The sequence below is a fragment of the Streptosporangium lutulentum genome, assembly GCF_030811455.1.
Classification (GTDB): Bacteria; Actinomycetota; Actinomycetes; order Streptosporangiales; family Streptosporangiaceae; genus Streptosporangium; species Streptosporangium lutulentum.
In genome coordinates, this window is record NZ_JAUSQU010000001.1 from 2,174,401 (window position 1) to 2,191,935 (window position 17,535).

At 68.7% G+C, this 17,535-nt stretch carries 18 protein-coding genes and 1 pseudogene; 5 read left to right on the forward strand and 14 right to left on the reverse strand.

Annotated elements, in window-relative coordinates; translation table 11 throughout:
• Positions 1-6: 6 nt before the first annotated feature.
• Positions 7-345 carry a DUF6247 family protein gene (locus J2853_RS09215; protein ID WP_307556561.1) on the reverse strand — a complete coding sequence of 113 codons (339 nt, stop codon included), beginning with the start codon at positions 343-345 and terminating at the stop codon, positions 7-9.
• A gap of 936 nt (positions 346-1,281) precedes the next feature.
• On the opposite strand from J2853_RS09215, the gene J2853_RS09220 reads away from it, so the two are divergent.
• The gene (locus tag J2853_RS09220; protein WP_307556562.1) at positions 1,282-2,151 is read left to right on the forward strand and encodes a permease-like cell division protein FtsX; all 870 of its coding nucleotides are present in this window, start codon (positions 1,282-1,284) and stop codon (positions 2,149-2,151) included.
• Positions 2,152-2,493: 342 nt separating this feature from the next.
• Here the strand turns inward: J2853_RS09220 and J2853_RS09225 are convergent, their stop codons facing one another.
• Positions 2,494-3,408: a site-specific integrase gene (locus tag J2853_RS09225; protein ID WP_307556563.1), complete on the reverse strand. Its 915-nt coding sequence runs from the start codon at positions 3,406-3,408 to the stop codon at positions 2,494-2,496.
• 202 nt (positions 3,409-3,610) lie between these two features.
• On the opposite strand from J2853_RS09225, the pseudogene J2853_RS47790 reads away from it, so the two are divergent.
• Both J2853_RS47790 and J2853_RS09230 read left to right on the forward strand, forming a co-directional pair.
• Positions 3,611-3,691 (forward strand): annotated as a pseudogene (locus tag J2853_RS47790) (hypothetical protein); the annotation flags it as partial.
• A gap of 107 nt (positions 3,692-3,798) precedes the next feature.
• Positions 3,799-4,131 carry a recombinase family protein gene (locus J2853_RS09230; RefSeq protein WP_307556564.1) on the forward strand — a complete coding sequence of 111 codons (333 nt, stop codon included), beginning with the start codon at positions 3,799-3,801 and terminating at the stop codon, positions 4,129-4,131.
• 15 nt (positions 4,132-4,146) lie between these two features.
• Here J2853_RS09230 and J2853_RS09235 read toward each other — a convergent pair whose 3' ends face one another.
• On the reverse strand, positions 4,147-4,710 hold the full coding sequence (locus tag J2853_RS09235) for a TetR/AcrR family transcriptional regulator (RefSeq protein ID WP_307556565.1): 564 nt from the start codon (positions 4,708-4,710) through the stop codon (positions 4,147-4,149).
• Positions 4,711-4,801: 91 nt separating this feature from the next.
• Between J2853_RS09235 and J2853_RS09240 the strand changes: the two genes are divergently transcribed.
• Both J2853_RS09240 and J2853_RS09245 read left to right on the forward strand, forming a co-directional pair.
• Positions 4,802-6,211, forward strand: coding sequence for an MFS transporter (locus J2853_RS09240; RefSeq protein ID WP_307556566.1), 1,410 nt, complete (start codon positions 4,802-4,804; stop codon positions 6,209-6,211).
• A gap of 27 nt (positions 6,212-6,238) precedes the next feature.
• Positions 6,239-6,601, forward strand: coding sequence for a nuclear transport factor 2 family protein (locus J2853_RS09245; RefSeq protein WP_307556567.1), 363 nt, complete (start codon positions 6,239-6,241; stop codon positions 6,599-6,601).
• A gap of 292 nt (positions 6,602-6,893) precedes the next feature.
• Here J2853_RS09245 and J2853_RS47795 read toward each other — a convergent pair whose 3' ends face one another.
• From J2853_RS47795 to J2853_RS09295, 11 genes are all read right to left on the reverse strand, one after another.
• Positions 6,894-7,049 (reverse strand): hypothetical protein, encoded by a 156-nt coding sequence (locus J2853_RS47795; RefSeq protein ID WP_370879214.1) that lies wholly within the window; start codon positions 7,047-7,049, stop codon positions 6,894-6,896.
• A complete protein-coding gene (locus tag J2853_RS09250) occupies positions 7,046-7,354 on the reverse strand; it encodes a hypothetical protein (protein ID WP_307556568.1) in 309 nt (102 codons plus the stop codon). Before J2853_RS09250 ends, J2853_RS47795 begins: the two co-directional genes overlap by 4 nt.
• 637 nt (positions 7,355-7,991) lie before the next feature.
• Positions 7,992-8,654: a GntR family transcriptional regulator gene (locus J2853_RS09255; protein WP_307556569.1), complete on the reverse strand. Its 663-nt coding sequence runs from the start codon at positions 8,652-8,654 to the stop codon at positions 7,992-7,994.
• Between the two features lie 79 nt (positions 8,655-8,733).
• Positions 8,734-9,639, reverse strand: coding sequence for a dihydrodipicolinate synthase family protein (locus J2853_RS09260; protein WP_307556570.1), 906 nt, complete (start codon positions 9,637-9,639; stop codon positions 8,734-8,736).
• 58 nt (positions 9,640-9,697) lie between these two features.
• Positions 9,698-11,005 carry an aminopeptidase P family protein gene (locus J2853_RS09265; protein ID WP_307556571.1) on the reverse strand — a complete coding sequence of 436 codons (1,308 nt, stop codon included), beginning with the start codon at positions 11,003-11,005 and terminating at the stop codon, positions 9,698-9,700.
• Positions 10,998-12,263: an alpha/beta fold hydrolase gene (locus J2853_RS09270; protein ID WP_307556572.1), complete on the reverse strand. Its 1,266-nt coding sequence runs from the start codon at positions 12,261-12,263 to the stop codon at positions 10,998-11,000. The genes J2853_RS09265 and J2853_RS09270 overlap by 8 nt, the downstream gene beginning before the upstream one ends.
• Positions 12,260-13,078, reverse strand: a complete 819-nt coding sequence (locus J2853_RS09275) for an ATP-binding cassette domain-containing protein (protein ID WP_307556573.1) — start codon at positions 13,076-13,078, stop codon at positions 12,260-12,262. Before J2853_RS09275 ends, J2853_RS09270 begins: the two co-directional genes overlap by 4 nt.
• Positions 13,075-13,875, reverse strand: coding sequence for an ABC transporter ATP-binding protein (locus J2853_RS09280; protein ID WP_307556574.1), 801 nt, complete (start codon positions 13,873-13,875; stop codon positions 13,075-13,077). Before J2853_RS09280 ends, J2853_RS09275 begins: the two co-directional genes overlap by 4 nt.
• Positions 13,872-14,861 (reverse strand): ABC transporter permease, encoded by a 990-nt coding sequence (locus J2853_RS09285; RefSeq protein ID WP_307556575.1) that lies wholly within the window; start codon positions 14,859-14,861, stop codon positions 13,872-13,874. Before J2853_RS09285 ends, J2853_RS09280 begins: the two co-directional genes overlap by 4 nt.
• Entirely contained in the window at positions 14,861-15,817 is a 957-nt protein-coding gene (locus J2853_RS09290; protein WP_307556576.1) for an ABC transporter permease, read from the reverse strand. Before J2853_RS09290 ends, J2853_RS09285 begins: the two co-directional genes overlap by 1 nt.
• A 9-nt stretch (positions 15,818-15,826) precedes the next feature.
• The gene (locus J2853_RS09295; RefSeq protein ID WP_307556577.1) at positions 15,827-17,512 is read right to left on the reverse strand and encodes an ABC transporter substrate-binding protein; all 1,686 of its coding nucleotides are present in this window, start codon (positions 17,510-17,512) and stop codon (positions 15,827-15,829) included.
• Between the last annotated feature and the right edge of the window lie 23 nt (positions 17,513-17,535).

Below are 17,535 nucleotides of genomic sequence, written 5' to 3' on the forward strand. Positions count from 1 at the left end.
CTACCGCTACTCGCCGGCGGCGATCCGGGCACGCAGTCGCGCCTCGGCGATGTCCCATGAGACCGTCGCGAGGTCCTGGCCGCGGCCGGCGCGTCCTGCAAGACCAGCGGCGATCTCCGTCACCCGCTTATATTCCCCCCGAGCGCACAGCACGGCGATCGGCCACCAGCGTTCGACGAAGTCCAGGGCCGGGGCCAGATCGAGTTCCTCGGTCGCCTGGGCCATCGCCGCCCGGTACTCCCGGTCGAACGCCTCGACGTGCTGCGGTGCGAGCGCGGCGCGGATGGCCTTGGGCGTGCGCTCGGGAACCGGGGTCGGGGCGGGGCTGTGTGGCTGAGCGGTCACCAGGTCTCTCCTTTACGTCCTGCTACTAGCCTAAACCGCGACGGGCGCACCGTCTCTCACGCACGCGCATAGGGGTGTCCCGGATAGTCCCGGAATCCTGCCAATCCCTTGGCCCCTTGCCCTTCGATCATGAGTCCCCGCCCGCCCTGACCCGCCTCGCCCGGGGCCTGGGGCTCAAAGGAAGCTCCGGCCGAGTCAGAGCTCATGACTCTTCCTCCCGTACCGTAGCGATCTGACCTACGGTGCACACACCCTTCTCCCTACCGACGGCCACGGCACGCGAAGCTGCTCGATCACCCAACACGCGGCGAAATCGCTTCGAACTCCGTGCCACGGAGATGTTCATGCGTAGCGTTGACTCCACCTGCGACGGAATTCGCGCCAGAGCATCTCTTCGGCCCAGGATGCTCCCGACCGCTTTCGATGCGCTGAAGCGCACGCCGGCCTCGTGCAGCAGGTGTACGGGTCCGATCCCGTCACCTGAGCGGGGATCGGTTTTCTCACCTGCGGGAAAGAGATACCTGCCCTGCTGTCACCTGATTTGTCTTCAAGCGACTCGTACTGTGGCCGGGCATGAGCCGCCGAACGGTAAGAGTCAGAGAACACCTTCGGACCCTGCGCAACGGCACTCAGATCAGGGTCCGGGCACATAACCGCAGGGTTCCGGCTGCAGCGACGGCAGGAGGCGGCCTTGCCCTGATCGTTGTCGTTTTCATCCTAGCCAGCGTGCTCAGCGATCCACCGGAAACCGAACCCGCGCGCTCACCATTGCCGACTGCCCCGACACCGCTAGAGACAGCTTTGCCTCCAGAGCCAGTGATCGAGCCTCCACCGCCGGAGCCAGTGACCGAGCCCCCGCCTCCGGAACCAACGTGACCTTGGTGTCCCTCCGACGCGTCTTGACCGAAGTTCGGAAAGATCGACATAGTCGGGTAAATGACGTATGAGGAATTGGCCTTCGGCGGTGGCGACCCCAACCGGGAGTCGTGGTTGCGCTCCTGGATGGCGGCGCACATCAGGCTGCTGATCGCATCACTGGTGGTGCTCAGTCTGGCTGGGGCCGGCGGCTGGTACTTGTACGAGCGATCCTGGCTGCCCCAGCCTCCACCGGATGTCGCACTCTCTCCGTTCCTTGAGTTCGAGGTGGTCATGTGCGGGTGCAGTGGCATAACCGCGGCGACCGTTGAGCAACGGCAGGAGACCGAGGCCATGCTCCGGGCAATGCCCCAGGTGACATCGGTCAAGGTGAAAAGCGGCCAGGAGCAGGCTGATCAGCGGCGCAGAAGCTATGAAGGGATCGGGGACATCAGACGGGCGGAGGGTTCGTCCCCCGGCGGCGACGTCCTGCATGGCGTGCTCCGGCGCGCTCAGGACTTTCCTGCCATCGTCGAGAAGATGAAGTCAGCGCCGAGGGTTTCCACCGTGTCGCGGTCGGGAGTGAATTTCTGGGCTGGCAAGGCCGAGGCCGAAATCACGTTATGCGGGCAAGACTTCATGTCCCGAGCCGCACCCGGGTGCCGGCAGAGCAAGCGCGCGGGAGCTGCGGGGGCGGTCACCGAGGAGGAGAAGGCGGCCATCGTAGCCCGGCTGTGGGACCTTCCCGGAGTGCAGACGATTTACTTCCAAGACCCCGGCTACGCTCTGAAACTCGCGAAGCTCTCCGATCCGGACTACAAGCCGGATGCGCCCATGTCGGGTTCTTTTTTCGTCAAGTTCTCCGATCCGGCCCTCGCCCGCGCGATCGCCCCCGCCATCGAGTCGATGCCCGGCGTCGTAGCGGTGTGGCCAGTCCTGCCGAAGGAATGACGGACTCGGGGTGACGGTGAGAAGGTCGCTACCGGTCGGAGGCAGATCCACCGCCGCTTGCGATTGAGTGACGAACAGCGGCGGTGACCAGTCCGACGGCGATCGGTCCAGCGTTGGCGCAGGGCCGACCACAACCGCTGATAGGCCGATGCCGCCGACGCACGCAACAAGGTGTGGGTGAATGCCCGCTTCTGGAATTGAACAATTCCAGAAGCGGATCGGCCGTCAGCTCCCGGAAACACGCCCGTTTTCCCTGGTGACGCGCCTGCTCACGGTGATTTCGTCAATGGATGTGACACCAACCCGGCCTCACCGTTCCGTTCCTACTGGACCCCCAGACTGTCACGGGTGCGGGCGGGTGACGGGGTAGCGGCTCCAGGTGCCGCCGGCGGCGATGACGTGCTTGGTAGCGGTGGCGGGGTTGTAGCCGAGAGCGTGGGCGACGACAGGCGCGGGGGCCTGGATGACGAGCTGACGGAAAGCGGCAGTGCGAGTCTGGGTGACAGGAATCCCGAGGGCGCGGAGTTGCTGGAGGAGGGCTCCGGGGGTGAGAGGCTGTCCTGCGCGGCCGCCGGGGAACAGCCAGTTGACGGCGGTGTTCATGTTGGCGCGATTGGCGGCCAGTTCGTGGAGCAGGACGGCGAACGGTGCTGGGACGGGGACGGGTGGGTTGCCCAGGCGCAGGGTGGTCTGGTCGTCGTGGCCGAGGATGTCGTGAATGGTGAGGCGGACCAGGCGGCTGATGGGCTGGGCGTAGAGCAGTGGAAGGCAGGCCGCGACCCGGGTGCGCAGCGGGATCGTTTCATCGGTCAGGAAGCGGCGCAGAAGCTTCAACCGCCAGTCCTGGCTGATCGGAGCCTGGTCGGTTCGGATTTGGGTGGGCTGTTCCGGGCGGGGCATGTGGCCGCCTGACATGGCCCATCGGAGGAAGGCGCGGAGCCGGTGGGAGTCGAGCTGTTCGGTGTGCCAGGCGTCGATATCGGCCTGAGTCGCCTCGGCAAGGTTGCGGCCGCGTGCGGAAAGCCAGACCAGGAAGGCCATGGCGGCGGTGAACCGCCCTGCGGCGGTATCACGTGAGCCGTGGCTGAGCGGAGCGCGTGCGGCTGCGGCGTGCAGAGCGGGCAGCAGCCGCCAAATGGCGAACCGGTTGAGAATCTGGGCGTGGTCGGGGTCGGTGATCTCGGAAAGCCGTTGCTGGTACCAGCGTTCGAACAACATGATCTGCCGGTCGACCTTGGGAAGTCCGCCGAAGGCCATCAGCAGGTCGCGCAGATGAGCGGTGGTCCGCCAGCTCGGTAGCGCGTGCAGGCCCTGATGGGTGAGCGGGATGTCGCCGCGGGCCAGCCCGCGCAGGTAGTCGGAGACGAGTGGGTTGTTGGTACCTGCAGATCAGGGTGTTCCGTATAGGTGTTCCGCGAACTGTTCCGGGGAAGGCCCCCTATCCAAAACACTTGAGCGCGTGAATGGGACCCGAGTCGGCTACGCGCGCTGCTCCACCGACGAACAAGACGTCGTCATCCAGACCGAGCAGCTCCTCGCGCTCGGTGTCCCCGAGGAACGGATCTACATCGACCGCGGGTTCTCCGGCACCACCCGCCGCAACGCGCCGGCCTCGAGCAGGCCCTGGCGGCCGTGTAGGACGGGACGGTGTTCACCGTCACCAAGTTCGACCGGTTCGCTCGCAACATGGCCGAGGCCAACGACATCCTCACCGGGCTGTCCGGCCGTGGCGTGCTGTTCGGCCTCGGCGCGAGTGTCTACGACTGGAACGACCCGTTCGGCCGCCTGTTTCTCCAGACCCTCGCGATGGTCGCCGAGTTCGAAGCGAACTCGGGGTACATCAGCGATCAACTCTCCCGGCCGACCAGCGGGGGCACAATCTTTGGGCGGGACTCACGGTCCGGTAGCTATGAGTGCTCACCCACTGGCGGCTGTCAGGCCCGAGTCTGCCTCAGGGACGGACTCGTTAAGACTGATTAGTAGCGGTGAGGTAGGTCAGGCTTGCGGCTGGTGATCGAGGACGAACTCCGCCATTGCGCGCGCGGCCAGGGCCGGGTGGGCGTCGGGGCGGGTGACGGCGTGGGCGAGCGCCCCGTCGATGAGCACGAGGAGCTGGTCAGCGCCGAGGTGGGGGGCCGGGTGGCCGTGCCGGGTCAGCTCGGCGGTGAAGATCTCGTGGAGGCCGTCCTTGTAAGTGCGGATTTCCTTGTGCGCGGGGTGGGCCGGGTCGGTGAGGGCGAGTTCGGCCGCGGTATAGCGGCAGCCGCGAAATGACGGGCGCGTGGTGATCTTCTCCAGCTCGTCGAAGACGGCGAGGACACGCCGCCGTGGGTCGTCGCCGGCCCCATCCATCACCTGGCGGTAGCGGGCCTCGCCGACGGCGGTATGCAGGACTTCGGCGACCAGGCCGTCCTTGCCGCCGAAATGCTGGTAGAGCGAGCGGCGGGCGACGTCGGCCTGCTTGAGAATCGCATCCACTCCGACGTGCACACCTTGTGCATATGTGAGGTCGTGCGCGGCCTCGAGCAGCCGCTCGCGGGGTCCCGGTCTTGTTGCCATGTGTCCTATTCTGGCACGGAGTTGACAGTAGATCAATCATTCTATCTAATGAGCGATGCGTATACCGATCGTTCTATTTTTAGGAGCTGTCATGGCCCGCACGGGGACCCTTCCCATCGTGCTGACCGGCGTTTTCATCACGATTCTCGACTTTTTCATCGTCAATGTCGCCGTCCCCTCCATCCAGAGTGACCTGCACGCGAGCACTGCCGCCGTCCAGTGGACGGTCGCCGGGTACGGGCTGGCGTACGGCTCAGGCCTCATCCTGGGCGGGCGGCTCGGCGACATCTTCGGCCGCCGCCGGATGTTCGCCTTCGGCCTGGCCCTGTTCACGCTCGCCTCGGTAGCGTGCGGCCTGGTTCCCGACGCGGCCACGCTGGTCGCCGCTCGCGTCGCGCAAGGCGCGTCGGCCGCTCTTCTCGCTCCGCAGGTTCTGGCCATCCTGCGCACCGCCTACAGCGGGCACGCCCAGGTCAGGGCCATCAACTTCTATGCGCTGACGATGGGCCTGGCCGCGGTGTTCGGCCAGCTCATCGGCGGCCTGCTCATCCAGGCCAACCTATTGGGGATGGGCTGGCGCGCCTGCTTCCTGATCAACGTGCCGATCGGCGTGGCCGCTCTGGCGATGACCCGGCGCATGGTCCCCGAGAGCCGTCCGGACGGTGCCGTACGGCTCGACCTCGGCGGCGCCGCCCTGGTCACGCTCGCGCTGGTGGCGGCCCTCCTGCCGTTGATCGAGGGCCGCGAGCAGGGCTGGCCGCTGTGGACGTGGCTGTCGCCGGCCACAGCCGCCGCGCTCTTCCTCGCCTACGCCAGGCGACGGCACGAATCACCGCTGATCGACCTGACTCTGTTTCGCGAGCGCGCATTCACCGCCGGTCTGCTCACTCAGCTCGCCTTCACCATGGGCATGGCCGCCTACTTCTTGATCTTCGCTCTCTATGTCCAGGAAGGCAGGGACCTGGATGCTCTCCAGGCTGGTCTGACCTTCGTGCCGATCGGGGCCGGTTATCTGGCGGCATCATTGCTCGCGCCGAGGCTCGTGGCGCGTTTCGGCCGCCAGGTCATCGCATTCGGCGGGCTGACCAGGGCCCTCGGCCTGGTCCTGCTTCTCCTCGCCGTTTCCCGGGACGCGCCGATCGGCTGGCTGGTCCCCGCGCTGGCCATCGACGGAATCGGAATGGGCCTGGCCCTTGCGCCGATCATGGGAACCGTCCTGGCCAGGGTCGCCCCCCACCACGCCGGGGCCGCCGCCGGCGTGCTCACCACGGCTCAGCAGGTGGGCGGGGCGCTCGGGGTCGGGATCGTGGGCATCGTTTTCTACGGCAGCCTGCCCGGCGGCGTGGCCCACGCGTTCCAGCACGGGCTGGTCTATCTGATCGTCGTCACCCTGGCCATCGCCGGGCTCGTACAACTGCTACCGCGTACCACGGTCAAGCGTGACGCGGCCTCTCCTGCCGGTGCTTCAAGCCCCGGCGCCAAGGCCCTCAGCCACAAGTGATCCGCAGAACCGAGAAAGAGGAGCCCCATGAGTGACCTGAACGACCTCGCGCGCCGCTACATCGCGATGTGGAACGAACCCGACGCCGAGCTTCGCCGCAAAGCGATCACCGAGCTGTTCGCGCCGGACGCCGCTCACTACACCCCCTCTCACGAAGTCCACGGCCACACCGAGCTGGAGGAGCGGATCGCCACCGCCTATGAGCAGTGGGTCAAACCGGGGATCCATGTCTTCCGGGCCGTTCCCAACGCCAATGGACACCACAACGCAGTGCGCTTCAACTGGGAGATGGTGATCCGCGCCTCCGGGGCGGTGGACTCCGTCGGTTTCGATTTCATCGTGCTCAACGGGGAGGGCCTGATCAAGAGCGACCACCAGTTCATCGACTGATCCGATCAACAGGTAGTTCTCCCGTGTCTGCAGGCCAGATTCGCGCTGTCATAAGAGCTGCACGCCGGACGCGGTTCGCTGGTGCGGGATTTCATCATCCGGCACGGCTCCGCCGCGCGGGCTGCCACCAGTGCGGCTACCACCATGAGGTCTTCGCTCTGGGCCGGCCAGGCGTAGCACCGTAGCAGCGCCGCGCGTCGGTGCTCGGGGAAGTCCTCCGCATCCAGCCATTCGCTCATGCTCGAAGCCATCCTTCCCATCGATGAATCGGCAGATGAGCGTGCGCGGTTCCTCAGCGCCTGCGGGCGGCGGGATCACGTCCGGCCTGCCGGCGTGCGAGTGCTTCCCCGGAAACTCGGGCGTAGCGGGCCAGTGAGGCGACCGAAGTGTGCCCGGAGTAGGCCGGCAGGGTGGAGGTGCTGGCGCCGTCCTCGGCCGCGTGGGTCAACGCCGAGTGCCGGAGTTGGTGCAGTGTCCAGCCGCCGGTGGCGGCCTCGAACAGCTCGGCCGACGATAGGACAACCGCGCCTTCCCACTGCCCGCATCGACATCGGCCGGCGGCAGTTCCACCCGGGCCCGCCTGTCGGTGATGAACACCGGCCCGCTCCGGCGCCCGTCCAGCGGACGGGGCAGCCGGGCGGTGCCGGTGCGCCAGACGATGACGTCCACCGCGCCACCCTTTCGCCGTACCCGGGCCCGCCGGTTGCGCAGGTCCAGCTCATCGACATCCAGGCCCAGAACCGGTGTAGGCACCGAACCTTTCGGCCAGGGCGCGCAGCACCGTGGCATAGGACCGGGCGGTGTTGGGGTTGGGCACTCCGGCGAGAAACTTTTCGATCGCCTCTTTGAGCACCGGTGCCTGCCGTTCGGTTCCGATCCTGTGGACCACTCCCACGACCGCCTCCGCGCTCTATCGCAGATAACCATGAAGCCTGGCCCCTGCGGAGCGAGGGCATTCCTCCAGGACGGCATCGACGCTATCGCAGATAATCATGGAGTATCTGCGGCTAGCTGCTCTCCAAGGGGTCCGGGGAGGAGCTGTACAGCGCTGACCTGCTCTGAGAGGGCTTAGCGCATGATCCGGTTCCGATGTTCCTCAGACCCCGGCAACGGCCCGGTACGCGTCATGGACGCAACCCCCGGCGGCACGCTCCCCAGCGGTTGCCAGCCGCTCGACGACGGCGCCCACCGGCCCGGGCAGTCCTTCGTCGATTCCGCGGCAGGCGTCCGTATCGACGTGCTGAGCACGGCAGCGGCTTTGACACGGTCCGGATCCGTCGGCCGTGAGCGGCGTCCCGGCGACGGGCGACGGCCGCGGACGGTGATCCTCGCGGTCGCCGGGACGGGCATGGTTCTCGTCCGGCGACGAGAACCGGGGCGGCCGTCCGCGTCATAGCTCCGCCCCGTGCGCCCACAGACCGCGCACGTGACCGATGTGGCGGCGCATCAGCGCCTCGACCCCGGCGGGGTCGCGCACCTCGATGAGGTCCATCAGCTCGTGGTGCTCGGCGGCGGACCGGCCCAGCGCACCGCCGCGCAGCAGCGGGGTCAGGCCGGGCAGCCGGGTCTGCGAGCGCAGCCCCGCCACCACGTCCACCAGGAACCTGTTGTTGCTGTAGCCGAGCAACGCCAGATGGAACACGTGGTCCGCCTCGACGTAGCCGACGAGGTCGGTGTTCTCGACCGCGTCGACGATGTCCTGCGCGAGCCCGCGCAGCGTGGGGAGGTCGGCCTCGGGGATGACGGGTACGGCGTCGCGTACGGTCGACGGCTCGATCAGCAGCCGCACGGCCGTCAGGTGGTCGAGGTCCTCCTCCGACACCTCCGTGATCCGGAAGCCCTTGTTCCGCCGGGAGACGACCAGCCCCTCCCTGACCAGGTCGAGCATGGCCTCGCGGACCGGCGTGGGGGACACGCCGAACCGCGCGCCCAGGGTCGGCGCGGAGTAGACCGTTCCCGGTGTGAGCTCACCCGAGATGATCGCGGCCCGCAGTGCCCCCCTCACCTGTTCCCTGAGCGTCTCCTGCCTCCCCAGGGGGCGCAGGCGCGTCATGGCAGGAACCCCGCGGGAACCGGCGGGCCGGGCCGAGGCGGGGGGCGGCGGCCCGCGCCGGACGCGGGGCGGCGAGACCTCACCTGTAGCCCTTCGCGAGCACCGCCTCGGTGTCACGGGTGACCAGGGCGACGACCTCGGGGGAGAGCGGGGAGCGCGGCGGGCGGCAGACGCCTCCCTTGCGGCCGGCGAGGTCCATCGACAGCTTGATCGACTGGACGAACTCGGTCTTGGAGTCCCAGCGCAGGAGCGGGTGCAGGTCACGATAGATGGGCAGGGCGCGGGTGATGTCGCCGGGGTCGCCGGAGGTGGCGAGCCGGTAGAGCTCGACGGTGCTCTCCGGGATCGCGTTCGGGTATCCGGCGATCCAGCCGACGGCCCCGGCGAGGCCCAGTTCGAGCAGCACGTCGTCGGAACCGATCAGGAGGTCGAGCTCGGGGGCCAGCTCGCGGAGCTCGTACGCCCGGCGCACGTCACCGGTGAACTCCTTGACCGCGACGATCAGGCCCTCGCCGTGGAGTTCGGCGAGCAGGTCGGGGGTGAGGTCGACCTTGGTGTCGATCGGGTTGTTGTACGCCACGATCGGCAGCCCGGCCTTGGCGACCTCGCGGTAGTGGTCGATCACGGTCCGGCGGTCCGCGCGGTAGGTGTTGGGCGGGAGGAGCAGTACGGACGCGGCGCCCGCCTCTGCCGCCTGCTCGGCCCAGCCCCTGGCCTGGAGCGCTCCGTAGGCGGCCACGCCCGGCATGACGTGGAAGCCCTCGGGGGCGGCCTCGACGGCGGTCCGCACGACACGCGCGCGCTCCTCGTCCGACAGGGTCTGGTACTCACCGAGCGAGCCGTTGGGCGCGACCCCGTGGCAGCCGTGCTCGGCGAGGAACCGCACGTGTTCGGCGAAGCCGTCGTAGTCGACGGACAGGTCGTCGTTGAAGGGCAACGCCGTGGCGACGCTGACGCCGTGCCACGGCCGGGTGGATGCGCTCATGCAACTCTCCTTGCGGAAGGGGGATCACCGGGACGATATCAGTGCTATGTCACATTGTTTAGCGGGACATCCAACGTTCGAGACCGTCCGCGTCGAGCGGCAGTTCCGCGGACAGCACCTCGGCGCCGTCCTCCGTGACCACGAGGTCGTCCTCGATGCGGACGCCGATCCCGCGCAACTCAGGCGGAACCGTCAGGTCGTGGGCATGGAAGTACAGGCCGGGCTCGACCGTGAGCACCATGCCGGGAGCCATGAGCGCGTCCTGGTACGCCTCCGGCCGGGAGGAGGCGCAGTCGTGCACGTCCAGGCCCAGGTGGTGCCCGACGCCGCAGACGAGGTAGCGGCGGTGGTGCTGGCCGTGGTCCGACAGCGCCTCGTCCACGGAGACGGGCAGCAGATCCCAGTCGTGGAGCCCCTGGGCGATGACCTCCATCGCGGCGTGGTGGAAGTCGCTGAACCGGCGGCCGGGAGCCACCTGGGCGAGCGCCGCCCGATGGGACTTCTCCACCAGGTCGTGAACCTGCCGCTGCGCGGGGGAGAACCGGCCGGACGCGGGGAAGGTCCTGGTGACGTCGGCGGTGTAGAGGCTGCGAACCTCCACGCCGAGATCGAGCAGCAGCAGCTCGTCCGGCAGGACGGGGCCGTCGCAGCGCACCCAGTGGAGCGTGGGGGCGTGCGCGCCGCTGCCCACGATGCTCGCGTAGCCGGGGCCGTTGCCGTACGTCCTGGCGTGCCGGTCGAACGTGCCCTGCAACCAGCGCTCGCCCAGGCCCTCGACGGCCGCGGGGATCTCCGCGAGAACCGTGGCGAAACCCTCGACCGTGCGGTCCACGGCCTCGCGGAGCCGGCCGATCTCCCACTCGTCCTTGATCATGCGCAGCTCGGCCAGGACGCGGCGCAGCTTCTCGGGGTTCTCCACGGAAGGCGCCTCGGCGAGCGGGCGCACCTCGAGGCCGAGCGAGGCCGACCAGTCGGCCAGTCCCGGCGCGGCGCCGACCCACAGCTCACCGTGCATGGCGTCGCTGAAGAAGCCCGGCTCGCCGGGGTAGGCGGGGGGCGGCAGGTACAGGGTCGCGTCGCCGCCGCGCATCACGAGCACGCCGCCCTCGACCTGGCAGCCGGTGAGCCAGTAGAAGTCGCTGTCGGGCCGGAAGTCGTACGCCGTGTCGTTGCTCCGGATCGGGGCGTGCCCCGCGGCGACCGTCACGTCCCTGCCGGGCAGCGCCGCCGCGAGCCGGGCGCGATGCGCGGCGGCCGCCTCGGGCGCGCCCGAAACGACGGGCGGTGTCCGGTCCGGGGTTCCCCACCCCTGCGCCATGTACGCGTTGAACGCCGGGATCTCCGTCAGCTTCGGGTGGCTATTCACTTATTCCTCCTCCTATGTCTTTGACGAGCCCGGTCAGGCGCGCGAAGACGCGATCGTCGCCGAGGCCGTCGTGCTCGTACTCGTTGGTCACCCAGACCTGGGTGTTTCCGACGCGGGCCGCCGTCTCCAGCTGCAGGCCCGCGTCCACGTACATGTCGTCGAAGTAGACGGCCGCGGCGACCGGGACCTCGTTGGCGGCCAGCCGGTCCACGTCGTACAGGGAGGACCAGTCGTCGCGTTCCGCGAGCGCCTCCATCGCGGGACGGAACGGCCGCAGTTCGCGGATCTCCTCGAACATCCAGGGATAGATCATCTCCCCGGTGAACAGCAGCGGCCTGGCGGTCTCCGCGAACCGAGGGTGCTCGGAGCGCTCCCGCTCGGCCGCCGTCCAGGAGCCGCGCCCGTAGATGGCCTCCTGCAGCGCCGCGAACAGCGGGTCGTCGCTGTAGGACGAGCGCGCGAGCACCTGGTACAGGAAGGTCGACGACAGCTCGCCCGCGGTGAAGGCCTCGTCGAGCAGCCAGTGCATGCGCTCGTACCCGGGCTTCATCCCGAAGTCGATGCCGAGTGACTGCAGCCGGCGCACCGTGAGCACGTCGCCGTCGGGCAGCAGGACGTCGCCCTCGGCCAATCGGTCCGCGATCCGCGCGACCAGCTCCACCTGGTGCGGATAGCGCCGGTAGAACTCGGCGTTCTTCGCCTCGACGCGGGGATAGGTGCGCCGGTAGACCTCGGACGCGTCCGGGTCCAGGCTGGGCAGGCCGCCGGTGACGTAACACTCGGTCAGGCCCTCGGGCGCGTACGACAGATACGTCATCGTGAGGAAGCCGCCGTAGCTCTGCCCGAGCGTCGCCCAGCGACGCCCGCCGAAGACGGTCTTCCGCAGGTGCTCGGCGTCGGCCACGATCGAGTCGGCGCGGAAGCGGGCGAGATGGTCGGCGGCCTTCGCGGCGTCGTCGAACATGCCCATCCTGCGGCCGTCGACGCGCGTGCTGCGGCCGGTGCCGCGCTGGTCGAGCAGGACGACCCGGTGGGTCTTCAGCGCCTGCCCGATCCACCCGTCCGCCCTGAGCGGGCGCGGCCCCTTGCCGCCGGGGCCGCCCTGCAGGTAGAGCAGGCACGGCAGGTCCTCGCCCCGCCGCGCCGGATCGACCAGCTCGCGGGCGAAGACGGAGATGCTCTCCCGGGGGTCCGCCCAGTCGAGCGGCACCTCCACCACGTGCTCGCGCACGTGCATGCCAGGGATCGTGTAGTTCATCCGGCGGCCCTCCTTCTGCGGTCCCACTCGGGGTTGATCCGGGGGATCGCGGCCAGCAGCGTTCTGGTGTACGGGTCCTGGGGGTCGGCGAAGACCCGCTCGCACGGGCCCTCCTCGACGATCCGCCCCTTGCTCATGACCGCCACCCGGTGGGCGATCTGGCGGACGACGGCGAGGTCGTGGGCGATGAAGACGTAGCTGAAGCCGCTCTCCCGCTGCAGGCGCCGCAGCAGCTCGATCACCTGCGCCTGCACCGACACGTCGAGCGCGGAGACGGCCTCGTCGCAGATCACCAGCTTGGGGTTGACGGCGAGCGCGCGAGCGATGCCGATGCGCTGCGCCTGCCCGCCGGAGAACTGCGCGGGATAGCGCTGCGAGTGGTCGGGGTTGAGCCCGACCCGCACCATCAACTCCTTGGCGAGCGCCCGCTTCCCGCCCTTGGGCTCCATCCCCTGGTAGACGAGGGGCGCCGTCAGGATGCGCTCGACCGTGTGCCGGGGGTTGAGCGAGGAGAAGGGGTCCTGGAAGACCACCTGGACGTTGCTCCGGAACCCGGCCAGGTCGGCGCCCTTCGCGTGGGTCACGTCCCGGCCCTCGAACTCCAGAACTCCCGCGGTCGGCTCCATCAGCTTGGCCACCATGCGGGCCGTGGTGGACTTGCCGCTGCCCGACTCGCCCACCACGGCCAGGGTCTCGCCGAGCCGCACCTCGAGGTTCACCGCGTCGACGGCGGTGAACTCCGCCTTCCGCCCGAACGGGCCGCGCACGGTGAACCGCTTGGTCAGCTCCCGTGCGCGCAGCAGGGGTTCGCTCATGACAGCACCTCGTCGTCGATCCGCGGGATGCTCTCCAGGAGCATCCGGGTGTACTCGTGCCGTGGCTCGGCGAAGACCTGTTCGGCGGTGCCGTACTCGACCTGCTCGCCCTTGCACATCACGAGCACCCTCGCGGCGATCGAGCTGATCACCGCGAGGTCGTGGGTGACGAAGACCATCCCGGTCCCGGTCTCCTTCTGGAGCCCGGCGAGCAGGCGCAGGATCTGCGCCTGGACGGTGACGTCGAGGGCGGTCGTCGGCTCGTCGGCGATGAGCAGCGCGGGGGAGCAGACCAGCGCCATCGCGATCATGATGCGCTGGCGCTGCCCGCCGGAGAACTGGTGGGGGTAGTAGCCCGCCCGCCGTTCCGGCTCGGGGATGCCGACCTGCGCCAGCGCCTCGACGACGACCTTCCTGGCCGCCTTCCGCGAGCCTCCCCGGTGGGCCCGGTACATCTCCTCGATCTGCAGGCCGACCGTGTAGTACGGGTTCAGCGACGACAGCGGGTCCTGGAAGATCATTGAGGCCTGCTCGCCCCGGATCCCGCGCATCTCCCTGTCCGTGCGAGCGAGGAGCTCGACGCCGTCCAGCCGGATGCTTCCCCTGGTCATGGCCCCTCGCGGCAACAGGCCCATGATGGCCAGGCTGGTCATCGACTTGCCCGAGCCGGACTCGCCGACGATGCCGACGGTCTCGTCCCTGCCGACCGTGAACGACACGTCCTTGACCACGTCCACCAGGCCGCGCGTGGTCGGGAAGGTCACCGTGAGGTCCTCCACGACAAGCAGTTCACTCATCGGATCCTCACTCTCGGATCGAGGCCGGTGTAGACGAGGTCGACCACGACGTTGCCCACCACCACGAAGAACGCCGCGAGAAGGGTGACCGCCATGATCACCGGCTGGTCGTTCTTGGCGATCGAGTCGGCGGCCATCTTGCCGACGCCGTTGAGCCCGAAGACGGTCTCGGTGATCAGCGCGCCGCCCAGCAGCGCGGCGAAGTCCATGCCGAAGATCGTGGTGATCGGCGTGAGCGCGGGCCGCAGCGCGTGCCGCCGCATCGTGAGCGCCGGGTGCAGGCCCTTGGACCGGGCCGTGCGCATGAAGTTCTCGGCCAGGGTGTCGATGACGTTCGCCCTGGTCAGCCGTGCGTAGAGGCAGGCGTACCCGGTGGCCAGGACGATCCACGGCATCAGGTACGACTGGAACCACAGGACCGGGCCGTCGGAGAACGCCACGGCCGTGGGGAACGGCAGGATCTGCAGCTTGACCACCAGGACGAACTGCAGCGACAACGCGAGCACGTAGTTGGGGATGCTGGCACCGCCCAGGGCCAGGCCCATCAGGGTCCGGTCCCACCAGGTGCCCTCCTTGACCGCGCTGAGCAGGCCGGCGCCGATGCCGGCGAGCAACCACAGCACGGCCGCGCCGACCGCGACGGTGGCGCTGACCGGGAGCCGGTCCAGGATCATCTCCCACACCGACTGGCTGGTCTGGAAGGAGTAGCCGAGGCAGGGAGCCGGGCAATGGATGAGGTTCACGCCCGACCCGTAGTCCCGCCCGGCGAACAGCCCGCTCAGGAAGTCCCAGAACTGCGTGAAGAACGGCTGGTCCAGCCCGAGGAGCGTGCGAATCTGCAGGATCCGCTCCGGGGTGCAGGTCTTGCCGCAGATCATCACCGCCGGGTCCGGCGACAGCTTGAAGAAGATCAGATAGGTGAACAGGCAGACCATGAAGAGGATCAGCGCGAGCCCGGCGATCCGGCCTGCGAGATAACGCGCCATCAGGAGGCCTCTCCCGCGTCGGTGACGGCCCGGATCCGGTCCCCGAGCACGGTGAGGGACAGCACCGTGAGGAAGAGGAAGAGCCCGGGGATCGCGAAGTACATCGGGTCCACCGCGTACCAGCTCACCGAACTGGCGATCATCTGGCCCCACGAGGGGGTCGGCGGCGTGACGCCCACGCCCAGGAAGGACAGCCCGGCCTCGGTGCCGATGTAGCCGGGCACCGCCAGGGTCGTCATGACGATGAGCGAGCTGCGCAGGTTGGGCAGGATCTCCCTGAACACCAGGGCGCCCGTGGAGGCGCCCGACGCGCGGGCCGCCTCGACGAACTCCCGGTTCACCAGCGTCAGCGTCTGCCCGCGCACCACCCGCGCGAGGTACGGCCAGCCGAACACGCTGATCACCACGACCAGCAGGACCGACCGGTTCCCCGACGGCAGCGACGACAGAATCGCGATCATGAAGATCAGCGAGGGGAAGGCCATCAGGAAGTCCATGACCCGGGAGATCACCTGGTCGGCCCAGCCCCCGTAGAACCCGGCGAGCATGCCGAAGACCACGCCCAGCAGGGTGGTCAGCACGGTCGCCGAGACCGCGATCAGGAACGACACTCGGGCGCCGTACATGATGCGGGCCAGGACGTCGCGGCCGTTCTGCGGCTCGACGCCGAACAGGTGCTCGGCGCTGATTCCGCCGAGCGAGCCTCGCGGCAGGCCACCGAGGTTGGTGTCGATGGCCGCCGCGTCGAAGTCGTTCGGCCCGTGCCCGGTGAGGGCGGTGATCAGCGGTGCGCAGATCGCCATCAGGACGACCAGGACGAGGAAGCCCGTGCTGAGGACGGCGGCCCAGTCGTGCAGCAGCGCGCCCGCTATCCGGCGTCCCGCGGTGGCGGGCACACCGGGTGTGCCCGCCCCGGGGCCGGCCTTCGCGTCGCGCGAGGGTGCGGCGGTGGTCATGGCGTGCGCCTACTTGCTCGGGTCTTTGAGCCCGAGGGAGATCAGGTCGATGCCGCCGGAGAACGCGTCGTTCAGGTAGGCCCCCGCGACGTTGCCGCCGACGATCGTCACGTTCTTCTCGTAGACGAGAGGCACGATCGGCGCCTGCTCCATGATCTGCTTGTCCAGCTCGGCGTACGCGGCGTTGGCGGCGTTGACGTCGGTCATCTCGCCGATCTCGTCGATCCGCTTGTTGATGGCCTCGTCGTTGATCTGGGCGAGGTTCTGGTTTCCCTTGTCGAAGATGTTGCGGCCGTCGAACAGCGGCGGCAGGAAGGTGGCGCCGGACGACCAGTCCGGGCACCAGCCGGTGATGGCCGCGTCGTGCTGCTGCGCCGGGGTGGCGATCACCTCGTAGAAGGTGGACGTGTCGATGTTGTTGATCTTGACGTTGATCTTCAGCGGCTTCAGCGCCTCCTGGATCGCGACCGCCATGCCCTGCTGGCGGGCGTCCGGGCGGACGTCCAGGGTCAGATCGAACCCGGCGCCGAGCCCGGCGTCGTTGAGCAGCTGCTGCGCCTTGGCCGGGTCGGTCGGATACGGGTCGTAGTCCACCCGGCCGACGATGGTCGGCGGCTGGATCGAGGTCGCCTTGTCCGCGAGCGTCGTCCCGCCGTCCCCGGCGACCACGGTGTCCTTGTTGACCGCGTAGTTGATCGCCTGCCGGACCCGCAGGTCACCGAGGGGCTTCTTGGTGGTGTTCAGGCTCATGTAGGTGGTGCAGCCCATGTAGGTGGACAGCGTGCGTTCCTTGATCTGCGGGGTCTGGATCCGGGCCACCGTGGCCGCCTGGATCGCACCCGCGGTGGCGTTGGCGTCGGCGCCCTGTCCGGCGAGCATGCGCTCGTCGATGGTCGCGCCGTCGAGCCCGAAGGTGAACTCGAACGCGTCCGCCTTGGCCGCGCGGAGGGTGTCGGAGGAGGACTTCCAGTACGGGTTGCGGACCAGCTTCAGCGACGCGCCGCGCTGGTAGCTCTCCACCTTGTACGGTCCCGACGCGATCGGCTTGGTGTCGAAGGCGCCCGCCGCCCCCGTGTCCTTGGGGAAGGGGACGAAGTTGGGCTGCGCGAGCGCGCTGGCGAAGTCCGCGAACGGCTTCTTCAGGTGGAAGACGATCGTCTTGGCGTCCGGGGTCTCGATCGTGTCGAGGCCACCGGAGACATACGGGCCCTTGTAGTCCTTGGGCGCGTCGATGAGCAGCCTGGCGTACGGCGAGCCGATCCCGGCCTCCGGGTCCCAGGCGCGCTCGACCCCGAACTTCATGGCCTCGCTGGTGATCGGCGTGCCGTCCTCGAAGAAGATGTCGTCCTTGAGGGTGAACGTCCACGTCTTGTTGTCGTCGGTGCCGGTGCCGGTGGTGGTGGCGAGGTCGGGAACGATCTTCGTGCCCTCCGCCCCCGGGCCCGCGCCGAACGTCGTCAGGCCCCGGTAGATGAGCCGGTAGAAGTTGTTGACGCCGCCGTCCCAGCCCCGGACCGGGTCCAGGTGGGAGTAGTCGGCGGCGAGCAGGACGTGGACGGTGCCACCCGTGGCCGCCGCTGCCGCGCCTGTCGCCGGGGCCCCGGCCCCGGAGGCGGGGGCGGAGGACCCGCCACACCCGGCGAGCCCCAGAGCGGTGAACACCGCGACAGCGGCGAGAACTGCCGATCTCCTCATTGCGCCTTCTTTCTATGGGTTAA